This is a genomic window from Shinella lacus (assembly GCF_010994755.1).
Classification (GTDB): Bacteria; Pseudomonadota; Alphaproteobacteria; order Rhizobiales; family Rhizobiaceae; genus Shinella; species Shinella lacus.
Window position 1 is genome coordinate 386,873 of the sequence record NZ_WHSB02000003.1, and the last position, 20,745, is coordinate 407,617.

The window sequence follows — 20,745 nt, forward strand, 5'->3', positions numbered from 1 at the left end:
GACATGAGCAACCCTATCGGACGGCAGGACAACGATACGCTGAAGACGCTTTTCGGGCGCGACAAGCCGGTGATCGGCGTAGTGCACCTGCTCCCGCTGCCGGGCTCGCCACGGTATGACGACGAGGGCGTGGAAGCGATCTACGAGCGCGGCCTGTCGGATGCCCGCGCCTATCTCGCGGGCGGCTGCGATGCGCTGATCGTCGAGAACCACGGCGACGTGCCCTTCGCCAAGCCGGATCAGATCGGCCACGAGACCTCCGCCCACATGGCGGTCATTTCCGATCGCATCCGCCGCGAACTCGGCCGGCCGATCGGCATCAACGTGCTCGCCAATGCGTCCATTCCCGCGCTCGCCATCGCCTCGGCCGCCTCGGCTTCCTTCATCCGCGTCAACCAATGGGCCAATGCCTATGTCGCCAATGAAGGTTTCGTCGAAGGCGAGGCGGCTCGCGCCATGCGCTACCGCGCGCAGCTGCGCGCCAAGGGCATCCGCATCTTCGCCGATGCCCATGTCAAGCACGGCGCTCATGCCATCGTCGCCGACCGGCCGGTGGAAGAGCAGGTCAAGGACCTGGTATTCTTCGACGCCGACGTGGTCATCGCCACCGGCCAGCGCACCGGTCATGCCGCGGACCTCGGTTATATAAAAATGATCAAGGAGGCGGCCTCGTTGCCGACATTGGTTGGCAGCGGCGTGACCCATGACAACGCAAATGACATCCTCTCCGTCGCCGACGGCGTGATCATCGCCAGCGCTCTCAAATATGATGGTGTGTGGTGGAATGCCGTCGATCCCGATCGCGTCAAGCGCTTCATCGCAGGCCTCGGTCGATGAAAAACGAGCCTGCGGTCAATCCCGACCGCCTGCTGCAATCCGTCTCCGACTTCGCGGCAATCGGCGCCACGCCTGCCGGCGGCGTGAACCGGCAGGCACTGTCGGCGGAGGATCGCGCCGCCCGCCGCCTGCTCGCCGAACGCGCTTTGGCACGCGGCTTCACTGTGTTTCAGGACGAGGCCGCCAATCTCTTCATCCGGCACGAGGGCCGGGATGCAGCACAGCCGCCGCTCCTCATCGGCAGCCATCTCGACAGCCAGCCGACCGGCGGCCGCTTTGACGGCGCGCTCGGGACGCTCAGCGCTTTCGAGGTGCTGGAAGCGCTCGCGGATGCCGACGTGGAAATCGAGCGGGCCATCGAGGTCGTCGCCTTCACCAACGAGGAGGGAAGCCGCTTTTCACCGGGTTGCATGGGCTCCATGGCCTTTTCCGGTGCGGCAAACGTTGCGGATTGGCAGGCGGCTCGGAGCACGGATGACGTGCTTTTCGCCGACGAATTGCGCGCTACGCTCGACGCGCTGCCCGAAGCCGAAATCCGACCCGCCGGTCATCCCATCTCGGCCTTTGTGGAGCTGCACATCGAGCAAGGTCCCGTGCTTGAGCGCGAAAACGTGCCGATCGGCATCGTCACCGGCGTGCAGGGCACGAAATGGCTGGAGGTCGCCTTTTCCGGCGAGGCCGCGCATGCCGGCACGACGCCGCTCGAATTCCGCAAGGACCCGATGGCGGCCGCTGCCGCCGCTATCGCCCGCATCCAGGATGGCATCATGCCCTCCGATCCCGCGGCCCGGCTTACGGTCGGCCGCATTTCGGCCGAGCCCGGTTCCGTCAATGTCATCCCGGGCCGGGTGTCCTTCACCGTCGACATGCGCCATCCCGATGCCGAGGCCCTTGCAGCCATCGAGCGGCGCGTCCACGAGGAATGCCTTGCCGCCGCCAAACGCTGGGGCTGCGAAGCGGCGATCGCCTTGCGGGTCGACATGCCGCCGGGCCGCTTTGCCACCGCCGTGACGGCGGCGATCGCGGAGAGTTGCGCGGCGCTCGGCATCGCCAGCCGCCCGATGGTCTCCGGCGCCTTTCACGACGCGCTCTTCGTCAACCGCGTCGCCCCGTCTGCGATGATCTTCGTGCCGTGCCGCAACGGTGTCAGCCACAACGAGGCGGAATTCGTCTCCGACGAGCACATCGTCACCGGCGCGCGCGTCCTGCTGGGCGTCGCGTTGCAGCTCGCGTCCTAAACCTCCACCGGCCGTGCCTTCTGGCCGCCCACGCCGAAGACGCGGCGGTAGCGTTCGATCTCGGCGGGGTCGCCGGTCGCCTTGGCGGGGTTGTCGGAGAGTTTGACGGCGGGGCGGCCGTTGGCGCTCGTCACCTTGCAGACGAGCGAGATCGGGTCGAGGCCGTTTCCGCCATCCGGGTCGCAGCCGCGAAAATCATTGGTGAGGTTGGTGCCCCAGCCAAAACTCATGCGCACGCGGCCGTGGAAATGCCGGTAGGCCTCCTCGATCGAATCGATATCCATGCCGTCGGAGAAGATCAGCAGCTTTTCGCGCGGGTCGCGGCCCTTCTCCTGCCACCAGCGGATAATCTCCTCGCCGCCGGCAATCGGCGGCGCGCTGTCCGGGCGGAAGCCGGTCCAGTCGGCCAGCCAGTCCGGTGCATTGGCGAGGAAGGAAGGCGTGCCGAAGGCGTCGGGCAGGGCGATCAGCAGGTTGCCGTTGTAGAGCTGGCGCCATTCCTCCAGCACCTGGTAGGGCGCCTTCGCCAGCGCCGCATCGTCCTCGGCAAGCGCTGCGGCCACCATCGGCAGTTCATGCGCATTGGTGCCGATGGCTTCGAGATCGGCATCCATGGCGAGCAGCACGTTGGAGGTGCCGATGAAACGGTCGCCAAGCCCCTCCTTCAGGGCCTCCACGCACCAGCGCTGCCACAGGAATCCATGCCGCCGCCGCGTGCCGAAATCGGAGATGACGAGATCGGGCAATTGCCGCAGCCGCTCCACCTTCTCCCACAGCCGCGCCTTGGCGCGGGCATAGAGAATATCGAGCGCGAAGCGGCCGCGCTCGCGCATCGCGGCGCGCGATTTCAGCTCGTTGATGATGGCGAGCGCCGGGATCTCCCACATGGTCGTGTGCGTCCAGGGGCCGTCGAAATGCAACTCGTACTGGCCGTCGGCCTTGCGTAGTTCGTAGTCCGGCAGGCGGAAGGCGGCGAGCCAGGCGATGAAATCCGGCCCGAACATGCGCGCCCGGCCATAAAAACTGTTGCCGGCCAGCCAGATAAGCTCCTTCTTGGTGAAGCGCACGCTGCGAGCGTGGTCGAGCTGGGCGCGCAGTTCTCCCTCGTCGATGACGTCGGCAAGCCGCACGCTCGTCGTACGGTTGATCAGCGAGAAGGTCGCATCGACGTCCGGATGCCGATGCCGGATCATCTGGAGCATAAGAAGTTTGTAGAAATCCGTATCGAGCAGGCTGCGCACGATCGGGTCGAGCCGGAAGTTATGGTCGTAGGTGCGGGTCGCGATGTCGGTAACGGCCATGCCGGCTACTCCGTTCAGTATCTCCGAGTTCAGTCATACCCGAATGCAGCGTTTATGAAACCAGCGGCCGTGACGACGGCTCCTTCTGAAGCCCGGTGGCGAGGAGGCGGGCGAGCGCCGCGACTTCCCGCTCCAGCAGTGCCGGCGTGATGCCGACGAAACGGCCTTCGAGGCTGATGGCGATGACGCCGTGCACGGCCGAAAACACGGTTCGCGCGCGGATCGCGATGTCGTCGGCGGAGGTATCCGGCATCTGGCGGGCGAGGGGTGCTGCGATCAGGCCGATGAGGAAGGCGTGCTCCGCCAGGTGCCAATCCGGAACGGCGACGCCGTCCGGCATCCGGTGTTCGAACAATGCGGACCACAGGTTTCGCTCGGCAAGCGCGAAATGCAGATAGGCGAGCGACAGGTTGAGGAAGGTTTCTTCAAGGTCACCCGAAGACGGTAGCGCGGCGTTCAGCGCCGTCTCCAGCCGCTTGAGCGTGCGGGAATTGACGTGGAGAACGAGCCCGTCCAGGTCGTCGAAGACGGTGTAGAGCCCGCCGAGCGCCGAGCCCGCGCGCTCCGCGATGTCGCGCGCCCGCAAACCCTTCAGGCCCTGTTCCTGAATAAGCTCCGTGCCGGCGGCGATCAGCCGTGTCTTCAACTCTTCCTTCTTCTCCCGCCGCTTTTCCGTCATCGAGTCCTCCCGTTTTGAACGTCGTTCATTTTTAATCTTGAACGTCGTTCATTTTATGCGAAAAAGATCATGAACAATGTTCATACAGGCGGATGCGTAAATGTTCAAATATAGTCTGCGCGAAAAGGGGAATGTTCCATGCAACGGAATCTGATGACCTCCCGGCGCTTTGCGCCGCTCTTCTGGACGCAGTTCCTGTCGGCCTTCAACGACAATTTTCTGAAGAACACCCTGGTCTTCCTCATCCTCGCCACCATGGCGGCCGATGCGGCGGGCTCGCTCGTCACGCTGGCGGGCGCCGTCTTCATGGCGCCGTTCCTGTTGTTTTCCGCGCTCGGCGGCGAGCTTGCCGACAAGTTTGACAAGGCGGTCATGGCCGAGCGGCTGAAGCGGGTGGAGCTTGCCGCCGCGGCCGTCGCCGTCGTCGGTCTCGCCTTCCACTCCGTCACGGTGCTCATGGTCGCGCTCTTCCTGTTCGGCGTGATCTCGGCGTTGTTCGGCCCGGTCAAATACGGCATCCTGCCCGACCATCTGGAGCGCAAGGAACTGCCGCGCGCCAATGCCTGGATCGAGGGCGCTACCTTCATCGCCATCCTCGGCGGCACGCTGGTCGCCGGTCTTGCCGCGGCCGATGGCGTCAATCCCTGGCTCTTCGGGCCGATGATGCTGGGTCTCGCGCTCGCCTGCTGGCTGTCGAGCCGCTACATCCCGCGCGTCGGCGCCAAGGCGCCGGAGCTTGTGATCGAGCGCAACGTGCTCGCCTCCACCGGCCGCCTCGTCAATGCACTGCGCGGCGACCAGCGCCTCTGGCGCTCCGCCCTGATGGCTGCCTGGTTCTGGCTCGTCGGCGCGATCGTGCTCTCGCTGCTGCCGCCCATGGTGAAGGGCAGCCTCGGCGGTGAGGAAACCGCGATCACCGCCTATCTCGCCGTCTTCGCCGTTGCCGTCGGCATCGGCTCGGCCATTGCCGCCTGGATGTCGGCCGGCCGCATCGTGCTTCTGCCGGCCCCTGTCGGTACGCTGATCATGGCGCTGTTCGGCTTCGATCTCGCCTGGAGCGTCGGCCATGCCGGTGTCACCGTTCCGGCCGAAACGCTCTCCGCCTTCTTCGCCGGCCCCTACACAATCCGCATCGCCATCGACCTCGCCGGCATGGCGATCGCCGGCGCCTTCCTCGTCGTGCCCACCTTCGCCGCCCTCCAGGCCTATGCCGAGGAAGAGCAGCGCTCGCGCGTCATCGGCGCGGCGAATGTGCTGTCGGCGGGTTTCATGACGGTCGGCGGCGGCCTCGTCGCGGCCTTGCAGGCAGCGGGCCTCTCCACGCCGGTGCTGCTGGCCGGCCTCGCGTTCGCCAACTTGGTCGCGGCCTTCGTGATGCTGCGCACGTTGCCCACCAATGCTTTCCGCGATTTCGTCTCCATCCTCTTCCGTGCCTTCCTGCGGCTGGAGGTGGACGGCCTCGAAAACCTGAAGAAGGCCGGCAAGGCGCCGATCATCGCGCTCAACCACGTCTCCTTCCTGGATGGCGCACTGGCGCTGGCGCTGACCGACGAGGAGCCGACCTTCGCCGTCGACTACACGATCGCCAAGGCCTGGTGGGTGAAACCCTTCCTGAAGATGTGCAACTTCCTGCCGCTCGATCCTTCCAAGCCCATGGCGACGCGCACGCTCATCAAGACCGTCAATGCCGGCAATCCGCTCGTCATCTTTCCGGAAGGCCGCATCACCGTTACGGGCGCGCTGATGAAGGTCTATGACGGCGCCGCCATGGTGGCCGACAAGACCGGCGCCATGGTCGTGCCGGTGCGCATCGACGGGCTGGAGAAGAGCTATTTCTCGCGCCTCTCCTCGCTCCACGTCCGCCGTCGCCTGTTCCCGAAGGTGAAGGTTACCATTCTGGAGCCGGTGCGCCTCTCCGTGCCGGATGAGCTGAAGGGCCGCAAGCGCCGCATGGCCGCCGGGGCCGCGCTCTACCAGGTCATGTCCATGCTGATGTTCCGCACCACGGACACGGATGCGACCGTGCTGGAAAAAGTGATCGAGACGGCAAAGGAACGCGGTTTCCGCAAGCTCGCCGTGCAGGACCCTGTGACCGGCTCGCTCTCCTACGGCAAGCTTCTGACGGGTGCGGCCGTGCTCGGCGCAAAGTTCAAGGCCCTGTACCCGGCGGAGAACACGCTCGGCGTGCTTCTGCCCAATGCCAACGGCGCGGTGGCGACGATCCTCGGCGTGATGTCGGCGGGCAAGGTGCCGGCCATGCTGAACTTCACGGCCGGTGCCGCCAATATCCTCTCGGCCTGCCGTGCCGCCGAGGTGCGCCATGTGCTGACGTCCCGCGCCTTCGTTACCCAGGCGAAGCTCGGCCCGGTGGTCGAGGCGCTGTCGAAAGAGGTGGAGATCGTCTGGCTCGACGACCTGCGCCAGACCGTTCGGTTCGTGGACAAGCTGCGCGGCCTGCTGCGCAAGGCCCGGCCGCTCGTTCGGCGCAAGGCGGATGACCCGGCGGTGATCCTCTTCACCTCCGGCTCGGAGGGCGCGCCGAAGGGCGTGGTGCTGACGCACCGCAACATCCTCTCCAACGCCGCGCAGGCCGCCTCGCGCATCGATTTCCACTCGGGCGACAAGGTGTTCAACATCCTGCCGGTGTTCCATTCCTTCGGGCTGACGGCCGGCACCATCCTGCCGCTTATCTCCGGCGTGCCGGTCTATTTCTACCCGTCGCCGCTGCACTACCGGATCATTCCGGAGCTGATCTATTCCTCCAACGCTACGATCATCTTCGGCACGGATACGTTCCTCAACGGCTATGCCCGCACCGCGCATCCCTATGATTTCCGCTCGATCCGCTATTGCTTCGCCGGCGCCGAGCCGGTGCGCGCCACCACCCGCGCGCTCTACATGGAAAAGTTCGGCGTGCGCATCCTCGAAGGCTACGGCGTCACCGAGGCGGCGCCGGTCATCGCGCTCAACACGCCGATGTTCAACAAGGCCGGCAGCGTCGGCAAGATCATGCCGGGCATGGAATACAGGCTGGATGCGGTGCCGGGCGTCACGGAGGGCGGCCGCCTCTTCGTGCGCGGTGCGAACGTCATGGCCGGCTATCTCAGGGCGGAAAATCCTGGCGTGCTGGAGCCGACGCCGGACGGCTGGCACGACACCGGCGATATCGTGACGGTCGACGAGGATGGCTTCATCGTCATCCGCGGCCGTGCCAAGCGCTTCGCCAAGATCGGCGGCGAGATGGTCTCGCTTGCCGCCGTCGAGGCGCTTGCCGGCGAATTGTGGCCGGGCAACCTCTCGGTCGTCGTCTCGCTGCCCGATGCGCGAAAGGGCGAGCGCCTGGTCATGCTGACCGACGCGCCGAGCGCCACCCGCGCCGCCTTCCTGGCCTTCGCCCGCGAGAAGGCCGCCATGGACATGATGGTGCCTTCGGAGGTGAAGGTCGGCACGGTGCCTGTGCTCGGCTCCGGCAAGGTCGATTTCGTCAGCGCGCAGAAGCAGCTGGCCGAGACGGCGCGGGCGGAGCAGGCGGCGTGACGCTGCCTAGCCGAGCACGAGATCGCGGGCCGGAAGGCGGTATTTGGCAAGGGTGATCGGCGCTGGCCCGACACGCAGCACGTTGATCAGGCGATGGCCCTGCGGCAGCGGAAAACGCTGCAGCAGGGTTTCCGAAGCGGAAGGAACGTCGGCGAGAACCGCCATCGGCCAGCCGGCAAAGCCGAAGCGGGTGAGCCCGAGCCAGAAGCGATAGAAGGCCCGGCCGGAAACGACCGGGCTTTCGCCTTCCGGCCGGTGGAACAGCAGGCAGGCCGCCGCCGTCATCGTCTTGCCGGCCTCCGCGACGAGCGTCTTGCCGAGGCCCAGCCGGTCGGCGAGATCGAAGAGCGGCGAGGCGAGCACGCCCCCCGCCACCGCGCCCTCCAGCCGCCCCATGCGCAGGGCATCGAGGTTCAGGCCGTCGAAAGCGTAGGCGGCGTGAGCCGGCGTAAGGCGTATCCACGCCACGAGTTCGTCGCGGAACGCGCGCTCGCGCATGACGGACAGGCTAGCGCCGTCGTTGAGTGCGGCGATGAAGGCGAGGGCGTCCGGCCCGCCGGCAAAGGTGATGTCGTCGGCTTCCACCGCCCATCGTTCGAGGTCCGCCAGCGCCTCCGGCGTGGCCGCAGAGAAGCGGCCGCGCCAGGTGAAGCGTTTCTCCGTCCAGTCGGCAAGCGAGGAGGGGCTTGCTTCTCCCGCCGGGGTGAGGCGCGCGGCCAGCCGATAGCCGGGGCGCCAGGAGCGGGTGTCGGCTTCCCAGAGGTCGTCCACCAGAACGCGGATGCCGCGCGCGGCGAGCGCCATTACCATACCCTCAAGCGCCGCGCCGCAGGAAAGACCCATGTCGCGGCCCGTCGGATCGCCGACGGCGAGGTGCCGGGAGAGATCGGCGGCGATGAGGATGCGGCCCTCTTCATCCAAGGCGAAACGCGCAGGCTGGGTGTTGTGCACGGAGGGGGCGCGGTTCGCCTGCGCGGCGAGATCGGCGAGCGTGGCGGCGTCGATCCGGCTCATAGCGTCTTTCCGAAGAGGTGCAGGCGATGCAGGGGGCGGGCGCCGGCCTTTTCGGCCTGGCGCAGACTTGCGGCATTGGCATCTGCGATCCAGGTGCCGCCGGCGGTCTCATAGCCGGCATTGCGCATTTCGCCGAGCACATGGGCGAGCATCAGCGGATTGAGGCCGCGCCCCTGATGCTCCGGCTTCACACCTTGGAAGATGACGACGGCGCGCCGCCGCCTGAGACGGTGTTTCAGGAGGTGCCAGGGAGCGGAAAAGCCGAGCCGCGAGCCCATCGCCTTCAGCATCGGGTTGACATCCGGTATGGCGATCACCGCGCCAGCCGGCACGCCGTTCCGTTCCGCCACGGCCGAGATGCGCGGATCCATGATCCACTTCATCTCCTTGGCCTGGAATTCGTATTCCGCGCGGCTGACGGGCACGAACATCGGATTGTCTGCGAAACTCTCGTTGAGGATCAACCGTGAATCCTCCAGCTGCCGGTCGAGCGTCGCGCGGCGGATGGGCGAGAAACGAAAGCCATCGTCGAGGAGCGCCTGCATCTCGGCGCTGCCCAGCAGCCGGTCCGTCGCGGCGTTGCGGATATCGATCTCGAAGGTGGTCATCGGGAAGGAGGGCGAATAGCCCCGAGCTTCCAGCAGGCGCGGCAGGTGCGGCGGTCCCCAGACCTGGTCGGTATAGGGCGCATTCTCGAAACCGCCGGTCAGGATGCCGACCTGTTGCATGGCGGTCAGGTTGAAATTGCCGAGGAGTTCGGTGAAACCCTTGGCGCGTGCCCAATCCTCCGCCCGCTCCAAAAGGGCAGCGGCGACGCGCTCGTCGTCGGCGCAATCGAAATAGCCGAAATAGCCGCGCTTCAGCCCGAACCGGGCATTTGCGGCGCGGTGCACATGGGCCGTGATGCGCCCGCGCACCGCGCCGTCCTCATGGGCGGTGAAGATGGCGAAATCGTCCGCCGTCTCGAAAAGCGGATTCTTCTCCGCCGAAAGGAAGCGCTTCAGGTCGCTGAACATCGGCGAGACATAGGGCGTCCTGTCGCCGTAGACCGCGAAGGGCGCGGCGAAGAAGGCGTCGAGGTCGCCCTCGCGGATCTCAATCATCGCGCGCGTTCCTTTCCGAGATCAGGAAGGCCATGCGCTGGGCGACCTTCAGCTCCGTCTCGGCGCCCGGCGTGGCGGAGACGGAGGGCATGTTGAGCGCGATCAGCCGGAATGGCCGGGCCGATACCAGCATCAGATGGGTCGCCTCGTATTTTTCGAGCAGCCAGGCGAGCTGTTCGGCATCCGATTGCGCAAGCCCGCCCGCTTCCGTGGCGCGCAGCAGCGGCTGGGCGGCAAAGAGCGCCTTGATGCCCGCAAGGTCGAGATCGGCAAGCTCCTTCTCGCCGAGCAGCAGCGCCCCCTCGACTAGCGGATGGTTCTGCAATTCCTTGAGGAAACCGAGCGTATCGTCGATGCGGTCTTCCGCGAGATGCCGGATGAGGCTCTGCCGGCGCTGTTCCGTACGCAGGCTGATGCTGTCCTTCCAGATGACGCCAAGCAGCGCGGCCGAGGTGACGACGGAGGCCGTGCGCACCAGCGCGGCCGCGTCGAGCCCGTTTTCGAGGCCGATGGCGAGCGCACCGAGAAGGGCTGCGGCCAGCAGGACGGCGAAGGAGACGACGGTGTCGCGATGGCTGACGGCGCGCTGGCCGAGGCTGATCAGCAGCCAGCAGAGAAACAGGATGGCGACCCCGCCGAGCCGCACCGGCAGGTCGACATAGGCCGAGCGGAAATCCGTCACGAGCAGCGGCAGGATCAGGAGCAGCGACAGCGCGATGCGGTCCACCGCCTGGTTTTCCGCCTTCGACAGGCTCGTCCGGTCACGCGTCACCGCCATGTGCCCGGCCAGCGCGAAGGTGACGAGCTGGTAGAGGAAGAGCAGCACCAAGCGCCACGGATCGACGGCAGCTGGCAGGAAGGCGAGGACCGCGAAAGCGGCTGCACCACCCGCCGCGATCCATTTCGTGATTTTTGGCGCATGCCGGCGCAGCAGGCCCTCGGCCAGCAGGACCGTGGCCAGCGGCACGAGCCCGGCCGAGATGATCGTCGCGGCCTCGAAGATGAAGAGGCCCGTCCACCAGGCAAGCACACGGCTCACCATCAAGGCGGCCAGCACGCGAAGGCCAAACAGGAAGCGGCGGGTGAGCGGGCTCCCAGCATCGAAACTGCGGATGGCGCCGATCAGCACCGCCAGCCCGCCGAAGGCGGCGAGCGAAATGAAGGTATCGGCGATCAGCGCTGCGGTCATGGTTTTGCCGGCGCGGCAAGCCGCGTCAGGTAGCGCCGCACCAGCGGGCGCAGCAGCGCCGCAACGAGCGCGTTGCGCGGGCGCTCGACATGGCCGGCATGCGGATTGAAGAACCAGCCGCGGCAATCGGCACCCTGCGGCTTGCCGAGCACCGTGTGGATCGCCTCATAGGCCATCAGCATGCCTGTCGTGATGACCATGGGCGCAAAGGACATGCGGCTTCGCGTGCCGGCCACCACTTCGCCGGCAAGCGCCAGGTCGACATGGCGGCGGGAGGAGGAATGCACCATCACATATTCCGCCTCGCGCAGGAATGCTTCCGCCCGCTGGTCGCTCGTCAGCGCGTTCCAGGCGGTGCCGATCGTCGGATAGCCGAGCCGTTCTTCCGGCATCGGGTCCTGCGGCCGCGTTACATAGACGGAGGGCAGGGGGGCGGCATAGGCGTCGATTATCGTGCGCCCGTGCTGTCGCGCCGTGCGATACAGCAGCAGCCCCGCGCCGAGATCGTCCGTGCCGTTTATCACCACATCCGCACCCGCGACAAGCGCGTCCGCGTGGTCCGTCCATGCCGCACCGTGGACGGTGACGTCCAGATCGGGATTGATCTTCAGGCAGAGATCGCGTGTCGCCTCCGCCTTCGGCTGGCCGATCGTGTCGGCAAAGCAGAAGACCTGGCGATTGAGGTTCGACAGCTCGAAACGGTCGATATCGGCCAGCACCAGGCGGCCGATGCCGGCGCGCACCAGAGCCTGGATGGCCGCGCCGCCCATGCCGCCGGTGCCGCAGAAGAAAACCGTCGCCTGCGAAAGCCGCCGCTGCTCCGCCTCGCTGACGAAGCCGATGTTGCGCGTGGTGAAGGTGTCGTAGGAAAAGGTGCCGCTCATCGTTTGGAAGGCCTCAAAATGCCCCATTGCCGCCGGCTGTCGGCCCAATGCAGCACCGGCAGGACGAGCCGCTGCACGAGGATGACGAAGCTTGCCACCGCCAGCCGCCCCAGCGCATTGCGCGGCACGCTTTCAAGCAGATAGCGCTGCGCGGCGTTGAGATCGAGCTGGCCGATCTGCAGCAGGTCGTCGCCGCGGGCATAGTCGAGTTCGGCGGCACAGAAGTCGTTGTATTCGGGTTTGCGGTGTTTCGGCGCGGCGTCGAACGTCTTCTTCAGGTTGTCGGAGCCGCCGGTATAGGCGTTGGTGATGACGAAGCGGTCGGCATCGAAGCCGGCCTCCGGGCCGACGCCGAAAACATGCCGGTGCGCGGCCATGATTTCCGTCGCGATCAACTGTTGGCGCAGCGAACGCCGGGCGCCGCGCGTTGGTGCCGGAAAGACGTCGCTGAACGTCTCCGCCACCATGCCGGCGACCGCCGGCACCTGCGTGACGTTTGAAATCCACAGCGGGCGAAGCTGGTTGCGCAGGAAGAGCAGAAAGCAGGTAAGCCCGTAGAGCACCCAGGAAAGCCCCTGGCTGCGCACGGCGGGGTCGATCATCACCAGACCGAGGTGAAGAACTTCGACGGGCTTGCCGGAGAGTGAAAGTGCGATGACTGGCAACGCATTGAAGGCGACCGGTTGCCCATCGGAGACCCGGTAGACCAGCGTGACGATCGTGCGCGACAGCACGTCCTCCCGCTCGGAAAACACCCCATAATCGAGGCTCCCATCCGCAACCGCGCGCCGCGCCACCGAGCGCAGATCGTCGCGCAGGCCGGCAATGTCCGGTGCGCTCATCCAGAGGCCTGGAAACTCGACGATCCGCGCGCGAAATTCGGGCGATGTCTTGAACGCGAGGTCGAGGCGCTTCTTCAGGACGACCGAAAGCAGATTGTACAATGGACTATGCCCGATGATCCAGAACGGCGGAATGCACGCTTGCGGCTGCAAGCATCGTATATTTGCAGCCGGGAGGAAACATTTGGTTTAAGCCCAGAAGGGAGAATCCACCGATGCGGGCCGTCGCGCCGTTTGACGGCACGCGCGCGATAAAAGCCTCGATCGCGCCCCGCCTATTCCTCCGGCATCAGGCCATCGAACACTTCCAGCAGGGCATTGACGATCTCCTGGCCCAGCGCATTGGCCCTGTCGGCGATTTGTTCGTCACCCTGGTTGCGGACGGCAAGTGCAAGATTGCCGCCCTCTTCCGCGACAATGGCCTTGGCGCGTTCGATTGCCCATTGTGCGAAGTCACTGCGGTTTTGGATCGTCACCGTTTCCATTGTCGTCGGCCTGTTCACTGTTCCTTTGGGAATTCGCGGCTATCTCTAGCATGCGCGTTGAGTCTTGCGTACGCGCCTCACAGATTTGTGTTCCGTTACGGCCACTTGGCCGCACCCTTAGCGATTGCCAAACGAGGGGGTGCGTGCGACTGCATGGCCATGACCCCCGCACGCTTTATCGAATGTCTTATCGTGATCCGATGGACGCCCATCAACCTGGCATCAGCGCTCCAATGCGACCTATCATGGGTGGAGGCGATGGAAGTCGGAAACGAAGAAATCCCGGACGGCCTGGCGGTCTGGCTGGAGAACCTTGCACGGGTGCATACCGACCAGCCGCCGCCGAAGAGTTTTCGTGGCAAGCGGTCGAGACTTTAAGCGCTGCGTTCCAGTTCGGCATCGAGGCGGTTGTAGGTCGCCTGGATCATGTCGATGTCGTTGATGTGGCTGGCCACGGCCACTTCGACCAGCACATTCGCGATGGCCGCATCGACCCGCAAGGGCGTCACAGGGTGCGCGCTTGCGAGCGCGAGGCCGGTTTCCTCATCGCCACCAAGCGCATAGTACAAATCCAACGCCGATTTTAGGAATAGTGCGCTGCGCTGGGGCGAGGATTGCGCGGCGAGATCGCCTTCATATTGCGCCGCCAGCGCCACTGCCTTGTTTTGTATTTCGCTCATATCGAGATTCTCAAGATCACTCTGCCGATCGCATTGATTCTGCCGCTGCCGTGCGGCCTATTAATGCCGGTGAAGCTAGTCCGAACCTGATCAGCCGCCTTTCCAATCCAAGCGCACCAACTCGTACCAAACTTCGCCGTGCTCACTACCCGCAATGGGATCCGGCCAGTCGACGGAGACTGTGCGCGCATAAATCAAGCCGACCTTTTCCATCACGCGGCGCGAAGCGTGGTTCACCGCCATCGTGGTTGCGACGATCCTGTCATATCCACCATTCCTGAACCCCCAATCGACGAGCGCCGAAGCCCCTTCCGCGGCCAAACCCTGACCCCAATCCACGCGGCGCAAGCGATATCCGAGTTCGGCCACGATCTCGTTCTCGGGCCACAAACAGAACCACCCGACGAATGCGCCGCTGATCGTGCGCCGCGCCGTCCAGACGTAGGGCTCGGTTCCTCTGGGCATGAGGAACGTCGCGTTCGGATCGATCTGCTCATGGTCGACGGGGTGCCCACCGTTGAGAAAGCGCATGACCTCCGGATCGAGTTCAAGATCGATGAAGTCAGCGCGGTCGCCGGGACAGCAGGGACTGAGTGTCAGGCGCGACGTCTGCAAAACAGCCATTTTCGAAAATCCCTCCATCGGGCAGGCTCAGCTCAGTCGCCCGAGGCTCTCGTTTTGAATGTCACTTTCACGACGTAGTTGCCGTTTCGCTTCCACTTGCGTTTCGTGCTGACCAGCATCTCCGGCCCCAAGGCCGCATCCGCCTCGGCAAACGCCCGCCGGACCTCCGCGATGGCGTTGTGATAATCAGTGTTGTCCCGCTTCGGCGCTTCGATCGCCGACTTCATGAGGGCCGTCACGCCCTCCTTTTCCTCATCCAATGCTGTAACTCCGTCTCACCGTGGTCGCTCGGCTGCGCTCGGCGCCGGCTGCAAATGTCTATCCAAACTACCATGCCATCCGGTCAACTCATCGACAATTTTCTGCCCTTTCCTGAGTGGGCACAAGACGTTGGTTCTCATGGATGGCGCAATGCGGCTCGCCGGCCTGCGCGGATTTCGATATAGCCTTGACAATAACAGATCTGTTATATAACAAGTATGTTATTATTTTTGAGGACATGCCGTGACCGATCTTGATTCCGCCTTTGCGGCTCTGGCCGACCCGACGCGTCGGGCGATTCTTGCCCGGCTCGCTTCCGGCGAAGCCACGGTGATGGAACTGGCGCAGCCCTTCGACATGAGCCAGCCCGCCATCTCCCGGCATCTCAAAGTGCTGGAGGGGGCCGGTCTGATCGTGCGTCGCGCGGAAGGAACCCGACGTCATTGCAGCCTGGCGCCCACGGCGCTTGAGGAGCTGGAGCAATGGCTGGCGATGCTGCGCCGGGTTCTGGAAGCCAATTACGGCCGGCTCGACCGGCTTCTCGCGACCATGTCACTCGAAAACGATCCCTCCAAAACCGAGAACAAGGAGTAATCATGCCCAGGCTCATGCTCACCACCGACGGCGAGGCCGACGTCATCGTCACGCGCCGCTTTGCCGCCCCGCCGGAAGCCGTCTTCAAGGCGCATACCGAGCCGAAACTCTTGCAGCAATGGCTGCTTGGCCCGGACGGCTGGACCATGCCGGTATGCATCAACGACGCGCGGCCCGGCGGAAAGATCCGCTACGAGTGGAGCGACGGCAACGGCAATGGTTTCCATCTGACTGGCGAGTTCATCGAGGTCGTGCCCTTTAGCCGCATCGTGCATGTGGAGCGCATGCATCTGCCCGATCCGACCCCGGACAATCGTGTCGAAACCACATTCCAGGCTGATAACGGCGGCACATTGATGACCATGCGCATGCACCTGCCCGATGGCGAAACGCGCAAGGCAATGCTCGAAACCGGCATGGAGCACGGCATGGAAGACAGCTACAAGCGGCTGGAAAACCTGTTCTGAGGCCATCCATCCCTATACGGTGGCCGCGATTGTCGAGTGCGAGGATGCAGGTGCTATCCTCGCGTTGACCCTTTACACCGCCTCGAAGCTGCGCACGAAGCGGTCCATCACGTCGTCCACGTCGCTCATCGACAGGCAGAGCGGCGGGCACATGCGGATGACGTTTCGGTAGGGGCCGGAGCGGCTTGCCACCAACCCGTTGCGGCGGGTCGCTTCGAAGACGGCGAGCGCCTCGTCCGGGGCGGGTTCCTTCGTCTGCCGGTCCTTGACGAGCTCGATCGCCAGCATCAGCCCTTCGCCGCGCACGTCGCCGACCAGCTCGAAACGATCCTTGAGTTCGGTGAGCCGTGCCTTGAGCGCACCGCCGACCTTGCGGGCATTTTCCTGGAGCTTTTCCTCGCGGATGACCTTGAGCACCGCGCGGCCGGCAGCGCAGGCCACCGGATTGGCGCCGTAGGTGTGGAACAGGAACTTGTCGGCCATCGATTCGGCGACGTCCCGCTTGGCGATGACCGCGCCGAGTGGAATGCCGTTGCCGACGCCCTTCGCGACCACGACGATATCAGGAACGACATCGTGCGATTCGAAGGACCAGAAGGCGTCGCCGGTGCGCGCGACGCCGGATTGCACCTCGTCAATGATGAGGAGGCCGCCGGCGGCGCGCACCTTCTCGGCAGCACCCTTGATGTAGCCTTTCGGCATGGGCACGATGCCGCCATAACCCTGCACCGGCTCGATGATCATGCCGGCAAGCCGCCCGCTGGTCGAATAGTCGATCGCGCGCTTGATCTCCGCCAGATAGGGCTCTACGCCCTCGCCATAGATGCCGCGATACTGGTTGGGCTCCGCGACGAATGTGACGCCGCCAAGCTGCGGCACGTTGTGGCGGAAGCCGGCGATGCCGGTCAGTGCCTGCGCCCCGAAGGTCGCGCCGTGATAGCTGGAGCGCAGCGCCAGCATGTCGATATTGCCGGTATGGGCGCGCGCCATCAGCAAGGCGAGGTCGATGGCCTCGGCGCCGGAATTGGTGAAATGCACGACCCACTCATGGCCTTTCGGCATGGTCGCCGCCAGTTCCTCGGCATAATGCGCGGGCACTGGATGATAGAACATCGTCGTGCAATGGGTGAGCTCCGCCACCTGCGCCGTCGCGGCGCGCACGACCTCCGGATGAGCGTGGCCAACCGATATGCAGAGGTTCATGCCGAGCAGGTCGATGTATTTGTTATCGTTTTCGTCCCAGACATATTGCCCGCGGCCGCGCTTGATGATCAGCGGATCCTTGAACGGCACGAACTTGCGCTGCGAGGCGGCATAATACCGTTCGCGGCGCGCGACGATACCGTCGGTCGACCAATCGATGTCCATCGCGGGCGGAAGTTGGGCCTGGTTCATGACGCGCTCCTCGTGAGATGCGGGCATGAAATCACCGAACGATCGACCTTGTCACGGCGAAACCACTGCATCAGAGAAACTGATGAAGCTGATTAGCGTCAGATGTCGATGGTGCAATAGTCCGGCGCCAGCTGCGGCAACCGGCGCGTGATCGTCTCCGACAGCACCTCTGCGGAACGCCGGGCGAAGGCTTCCGGAATCTCCCCGAGCTCCCGCTCGCGCGCAACCAGCTTCAGGCTGCGGGAAAAGCCGGCAAAGGGCAGCGGATGCACGCCGATTTCCATGCCCTCCGCCAGGCCGTCGATCAAAAGCGTCGGCGTGAGGATGGTGAAACCCATGCCGTTTGCGACCGGTGCCATGACGACGCTCGACCGGTCGCCATCCATGCCGCGCGGGATTTCGATCCGGAGACGGCTCAGATGCTGGTCGATGCGCATGCCGACCGGCGTCTCGCGGCTGAAGCGCACGAAGGGCAACTTCTTCGAGAGCTTGTGAATATCGTTGACATCGCCGGCAAAACCCTTCGGCGTCACCAACACGAATTTTTCGGTCATGATCGGAAAGCGGATCAGGCCCTCGACCTCGAACATCTCGCTCGACGTCACCGCAAGATCGGCCTTGCGGGCGCGCAGCAGGTTGATGTGATCGGTCGCGAGGCCCGCATAAAGGCTGAGTTCCGGCACGTTGAAGCCGTCGCGTGCCAGCACCGACAAAGCCGGGGCCAGCGTGGTCGCGATCGAGGCGAGCATGGCGATGCGCAGGAGCGGCAAAGGCGCGGAATTGAGCCGGCGGACATCCGACCGCAGTTCTTCGACCTCGCTGAGGATCGCGATCGAGCGGCGGTGGAGCGCGACGCCGGCCCGGGTCAGCTCGATCGGCCGAATGTTGCGGTCGATGAGGCTCACGCCGAGGGCCGTCTCAAGGTTTTTCAGGTGCTGGGACGCGGCCGACTGCGTGATGCCGAGCATCTGCGCGGCCTGTGTCACATGTCGCGTTTCGACAACCGCGGCAAACACTTCGATAGCACGGAAGAGGTTGAAATCGAAGCTGCCCTTGAGCATGGAGGCCATCATCTGTTTGACACCATCAGTTTTTCTAATGAAGCGAAAATCGAGTTGAACGCAAGTCTCCTTCCCTGAATTCTCATGCCGACGGAAGAGCGGGGTGAAATGCAGGTGGCGGAAAGTGCTGAGATTGTCATCATAGGCGGCGGGGTCATCGGCCTCGGAATCGCCTATCACCTCGCCGAACGCGGCGTCAGCGACGTCGTGCTGATCGAGCGCAACCAGCTGACGAGCGGCACCTCCTGGCATGCGGCCGGCATCGTCGGGCCGCTGCGCGCTAGCCTCAACCTCACCCATCTCGCCCGTTATGCGATGGAGCTCTTTCCGGCGCTTGAAGAAAAAACCGGCCAGAGTTCCGGCTACCAGCGCACCGGCGGCCTCTGGCTCGCCCGCAACGAAGACCGGATGGTCGAACTGCGCCGCATCGCCCATATGGGCGAGGTGACGGGCATGCATGTGGAGATGATCGGCCCGTCAACCATTGCCGAACGCGTGCCGAGCCTTTCGGTCGACGGGCTGGTCGGCGCGCTCTGGGTTGCCGAGGACGGGCAGGCCAATCCGGTGGATATCTGCGCGGCCTATGCCAAGCGCGCCCGCTCGGCCGGCATCCGCATCCGCGAGAATGTCGGCTGCGCCGGCTTCGACATCGAGAATGGCCGTGTTGCCGGCGTCAGGCTGACGACGGGCGAGACCATCCGCTGCGGCAAGGTCATCAACGCTGCCGGCGCCTGGGCGCGGGATGTGGGCGCGCTCGCCGGCGTGCCCGTGCCGTTGCAGGCGGTGGAGCATATGTATGTCGTGACGGAAGCGATTCCGGGGCTCGAACAGCCGTTTCCCATCGTGCGCGATCTCGACGAGGGCGTCTATATCAAGGGCGATTCCGGCAAGCTGGTGCTCGGAGGCTTCGAGCCGGATGCGAAGCTTTTCCAGACGAAAAGCGTGCAGGGCGAGCAGCCGTTCCTGGAGTTGCCGGAGGACTGGGAGCAGTTCGAACCCTTCATGACAGCCGGGCTGAACCTCGTGCCGAAACTGGCCGATGCCGGCATCCGCCACTTCATGAACGGCCCCGAAAGCTTCACGCCGGACACGCGGCCGCTGATGGGTGAATCGCCCTATCTGCGAGGCTTCTATGTCGCGGCCGGCTTCAACTCGACGGGCATGATGTCATCGGCCGGTGCAGGCCGGGCCATCGCGGAATGGGTGCTCGACGGGGAGCCGGCACTTGATCTCTGGGCGCTCGACATCGCCCGGTTCGACCGGTCCGCAGGGTCGAAATACTTCGCGGGCAAGCGGATGGAAGAGTCGGTTGCCGATCTCTTCCGCATGCACTGGCCTTACAAGCAGGCCAAGGCGGGACGGGATGTACGGCGTTCGGCCTTTCACCGGCAGTTTGCCGAGATGGGCGCCGTCTTCGGCGCCCCGACAGGCTGGGAACGCCCGCTGTGGTTTGCCGCCGACGAGACGGAACGGGACTTCCGCTACGCCATGGGCGAGCAGCACTGGTGGGCGGCTGCGGCGCGCGAGGCCAAGGCGATGGCGGCGGGCGTCGGCCTCTTCGAACTCTCGCCCTTCACCAAGGTCGATGTGCAGGGCCGCGATGCGCTGGCGCTGCTGGACTATCTCTGCGCCAACCGCATCGACGTGCCGGAAGGCAAGGCCGTCTACACCCAGATGCTGAATGCCCACGGCGGCATCGAGGCGGATATCACGGTGACCCGCTTCGGCGAGCGCCATTTCCGCGTCACCAGCGGTGCCGCCACCCGCCAGAAGGATGTCGCCTGGATCGCCCGGCATGCCGAGGATCGCGGGCTGGAGGTGATCGTCTCCGACGTGACCTCCTCGGAAGCGGTTCTGGCAGTGATGGGGCCGCAGGCGCGCGCGCTTTTGCAAAGCCTGACGGATGATGATCTGTCGGATGCGGCGTTTCCCTTCTCCACGTCGCGTCGCATCGACATCGGCATGGTCAACCTGCGGGCGACGCGCGTCAGTTTCGTCGGTGAACTGGGCTTCGAACTCTATGTCGCGAACGAGTTTGCCGAGCAGCTCCTCTCCACGGTGACGGAGGCCGGCAAGGCCTATGGGCTGGTCGCCTGCGGCCACTATGCCCTGGATGGTTGCCGGCTCGAAAAGGGCTATCGCCACTGGGGCCACGATATCGGGCCGAAGGAAACGCCGCTGGAAGCGGGCCTCGGCTTTGCGGTCGCCTGGAAGAAATCCGGCTTCCTGGGCGAAGAGGCGTTGCGCCGGCAGAAGGCGGAGGGCGTCACCAAACGACTAATGCATTTCGCCGTTGAAGGCGCCAATCCGCTGCTGCTGCATGACGAACCGATCTACCGGGACGGCCGGTTTGCAGGGCTGACGACATCCGGCGGCCAGGGTTTTCGCACCGGGTTGGCGCTCTGCCTCGGCTATATCGCCTGCGCGCCGGGCGAGCCGCGCGAGGCGCTTCTGACATCCACCTATGAAATCGCCATCGCGGGCCAGCGCCATCATCTGCGGCCGCTTGCGGAGGTTCCCTATGACGCTGCCGGGACCCGGCTGAGGAGTTGAA

The 20,745-nt window shown here is 65.0% G+C and carries 20 protein-coding genes; 7 read left to right on the top strand and 13 right to left on the bottom strand.

Translation table 11 applies throughout. The features are described 5' to 3' along the window. Window positions 1-3 precede the first annotated feature (3 nt). Together GB927_RS09890 and GB927_RS09895 are read left to right on the top strand one after the other, a co-directional pair. Window positions 4-837: a BtpA/SgcQ family protein gene (locus GB927_RS09890; RefSeq protein WP_256116579.1), complete on the top strand. Its 834-nt coding sequence runs from the start codon at window positions 4-6 to the stop codon at window positions 835-837. Continuing rightward, window positions 834-2,075 (top strand): Zn-dependent hydrolase, encoded by a 1,242-nt coding sequence (locus GB927_RS09895; protein WP_256116580.1) that lies wholly within the window; start codon window positions 834-836, stop codon window positions 2,073-2,075. Before GB927_RS09890 ends, GB927_RS09895 begins: the two co-directional genes overlap by 4 nt. Here GB927_RS09895 and pncB read toward each other — a convergent pair. After that, complete coding sequence (gene pncB, locus GB927_RS09900) at window positions 2,072-3,376, bottom strand: nicotinate phosphoribosyltransferase (protein WP_256116581.1); 1,305 nt, start codon at window positions 3,374-3,376, stop codon at window positions 2,072-2,074. The genes GB927_RS09895 and pncB overlap by 4 nt on opposite strands. A gap of 52 nt (window positions 3,377-3,428) precedes the next feature. Continuing rightward, window positions 3,429-4,055, bottom strand: a complete 627-nt coding sequence (locus GB927_RS09905) for a TetR/AcrR family transcriptional regulator (protein WP_256116582.1) — start codon at window positions 4,053-4,055, stop codon at window positions 3,429-3,431. A gap of 138 nt (window positions 4,056-4,193) precedes the next feature. On the opposite strand from GB927_RS09905, the gene GB927_RS09910 reads away from it, so the two are divergent. Next, the gene (locus GB927_RS09910) at window positions 4,194-7,592 is read left to right on the top strand and encodes an acyl-[ACP]--phospholipid O-acyltransferase (protein WP_256116583.1); all 3,399 of its coding nucleotides are present in this window, start codon (window positions 4,194-4,196) and stop codon (window positions 7,590-7,592) included. A gap of 6 nt (window positions 7,593-7,598) precedes the next feature. Here the strand turns inward: GB927_RS09910 and GB927_RS09915 are convergent, their stop codons facing one another. The 6 genes from GB927_RS09915 to GB927_RS09940 form a co-directional block, all read right to left on the bottom strand. After that, window positions 7,599-8,606 carry a hypothetical protein gene (locus GB927_RS09915; protein ID WP_256116584.1) on the bottom strand — a complete coding sequence of 336 codons (1,008 nt, stop codon included), beginning with the start codon at window positions 8,604-8,606 and terminating at the stop codon, window positions 7,599-7,601. Next, entirely contained in the window at window positions 8,603-9,709 is a 1,107-nt protein-coding gene (locus tag GB927_RS09920; RefSeq protein WP_256116585.1) for a GNAT family N-acetyltransferase, read from the bottom strand. The genes GB927_RS09915 and GB927_RS09920 overlap by 4 nt, the downstream gene beginning before the upstream one ends. Further along, a complete protein-coding gene (locus tag GB927_RS09925; protein ID WP_256116587.1) occupies window positions 9,702-10,898 on the bottom strand; it encodes a hypothetical protein in 1,197 nt (398 codons plus the stop codon). Before GB927_RS09925 ends, GB927_RS09920 begins: the two co-directional genes overlap by 8 nt. Beyond that, window positions 10,895-11,782, bottom strand: a complete 888-nt coding sequence (locus tag GB927_RS09930) for a HesA/MoeB/ThiF family protein (RefSeq protein WP_256116588.1) — start codon at window positions 11,780-11,782, stop codon at window positions 10,895-10,897. Before GB927_RS09930 ends, GB927_RS09925 begins: the two co-directional genes overlap by 4 nt. Further along, entirely contained in the window at window positions 11,779-12,726 is a 948-nt protein-coding gene (locus GB927_RS09935; protein ID WP_256116589.1) for a hypothetical protein, read from the bottom strand. The genes GB927_RS09930 and GB927_RS09935 overlap by 4 nt, the downstream gene beginning before the upstream one ends. Before the next feature lie 173 nt (window positions 12,727-12,899). Beyond that, window positions 12,900-13,109 (bottom strand): hypothetical protein, encoded by a 210-nt coding sequence (locus tag GB927_RS09940; RefSeq protein ID WP_256116590.1) that lies wholly within the window; start codon window positions 13,107-13,109, stop codon window positions 12,900-12,902. A 159-nt stretch (window positions 13,110-13,268) separates the two neighbouring features. On the opposite strand from GB927_RS09940, the gene GB927_RS09945 reads away from it, so the two are divergent. Further along, window positions 13,269-13,487, top strand: coding sequence for a hypothetical protein (locus GB927_RS09945; protein WP_256116989.1), 219 nt, complete (start codon window positions 13,269-13,271; stop codon window positions 13,485-13,487). Here the strand turns inward: GB927_RS09945 and GB927_RS09950 are convergent. From GB927_RS09950 to GB927_RS09960, 3 genes are all read right to left on the bottom strand, one after another. Then, the gene (locus tag GB927_RS09950; RefSeq protein ID WP_256116592.1) at window positions 13,484-13,789 is read right to left on the bottom strand and encodes a hypothetical protein; all 306 of its coding nucleotides are present in this window, start codon (window positions 13,787-13,789) and stop codon (window positions 13,484-13,486) included. The two genes, GB927_RS09945 and GB927_RS09950, sit on opposite strands and share 4 nt — an antisense overlap. 90 nt (window positions 13,790-13,879) lie before the next feature. Next, window positions 13,880-14,413, bottom strand: a complete 534-nt coding sequence (locus GB927_RS09955; RefSeq protein WP_256116593.1) for a GNAT family N-acetyltransferase — start codon at window positions 14,411-14,413, stop codon at window positions 13,880-13,882. A gap of 32 nt (window positions 14,414-14,445) precedes the next feature. Beyond that, the gene (locus tag GB927_RS09960) at window positions 14,446-14,673 is read right to left on the bottom strand and encodes a hypothetical protein (protein WP_256116594.1); all 228 of its coding nucleotides are present in this window, start codon (window positions 14,671-14,673) and stop codon (window positions 14,446-14,448) included. A 244-nt stretch (window positions 14,674-14,917) separates the two neighbouring features. Here GB927_RS09960 and GB927_RS09965 point away from each other — a divergent pair, with 244 nt between their 5' ends. Together GB927_RS09965 and GB927_RS09970 are read left to right on the top strand one after the other, a co-directional pair. Then, window positions 14,918-15,268 carry an ArsR/SmtB family transcription factor gene (locus GB927_RS09965; protein WP_256116595.1) on the top strand — a complete coding sequence of 117 codons (351 nt, stop codon included), beginning with the start codon at window positions 14,918-14,920 and terminating at the stop codon, window positions 15,266-15,268. A 2-nt stretch (window positions 15,269-15,270) separates the two neighbouring features. Then, window positions 15,271-15,735: an SRPBCC domain-containing protein gene (locus tag GB927_RS09970; protein ID WP_256116596.1), complete on the top strand. Its 465-nt coding sequence runs from the start codon at window positions 15,271-15,273 to the stop codon at window positions 15,733-15,735. Window positions 15,736-15,807: 72 nt separating this feature from the next. Here GB927_RS09970 and GB927_RS09975 read toward each other — a convergent pair whose 3' ends face one another. Further along, entirely contained in the window at window positions 15,808-17,130 is a 1,323-nt protein-coding gene (locus tag GB927_RS09975) for an aspartate aminotransferase family protein (RefSeq protein ID WP_256116597.1), read from the bottom strand. Between the two features lie 98 nt (window positions 17,131-17,228). Next, window positions 17,229-18,203 carry a LysR family transcriptional regulator gene (locus GB927_RS09980; RefSeq protein WP_256116598.1) on the bottom strand — a complete coding sequence of 325 codons (975 nt, stop codon included), beginning with the start codon at window positions 18,201-18,203 and terminating at the stop codon, window positions 17,229-17,231. A 72-nt stretch (window positions 18,204-18,275) separates the two neighbouring features. Between GB927_RS09980 and GB927_RS09985 the strand changes: the two genes are divergently transcribed. Beyond that, window positions 18,276-20,744, top strand: coding sequence for a GcvT family protein (locus GB927_RS09985; protein ID WP_256116599.1), 2,469 nt, complete (start codon window positions 18,276-18,278; stop codon window positions 20,742-20,744). Window position 20,745 lies beyond the last annotated feature (1 nt).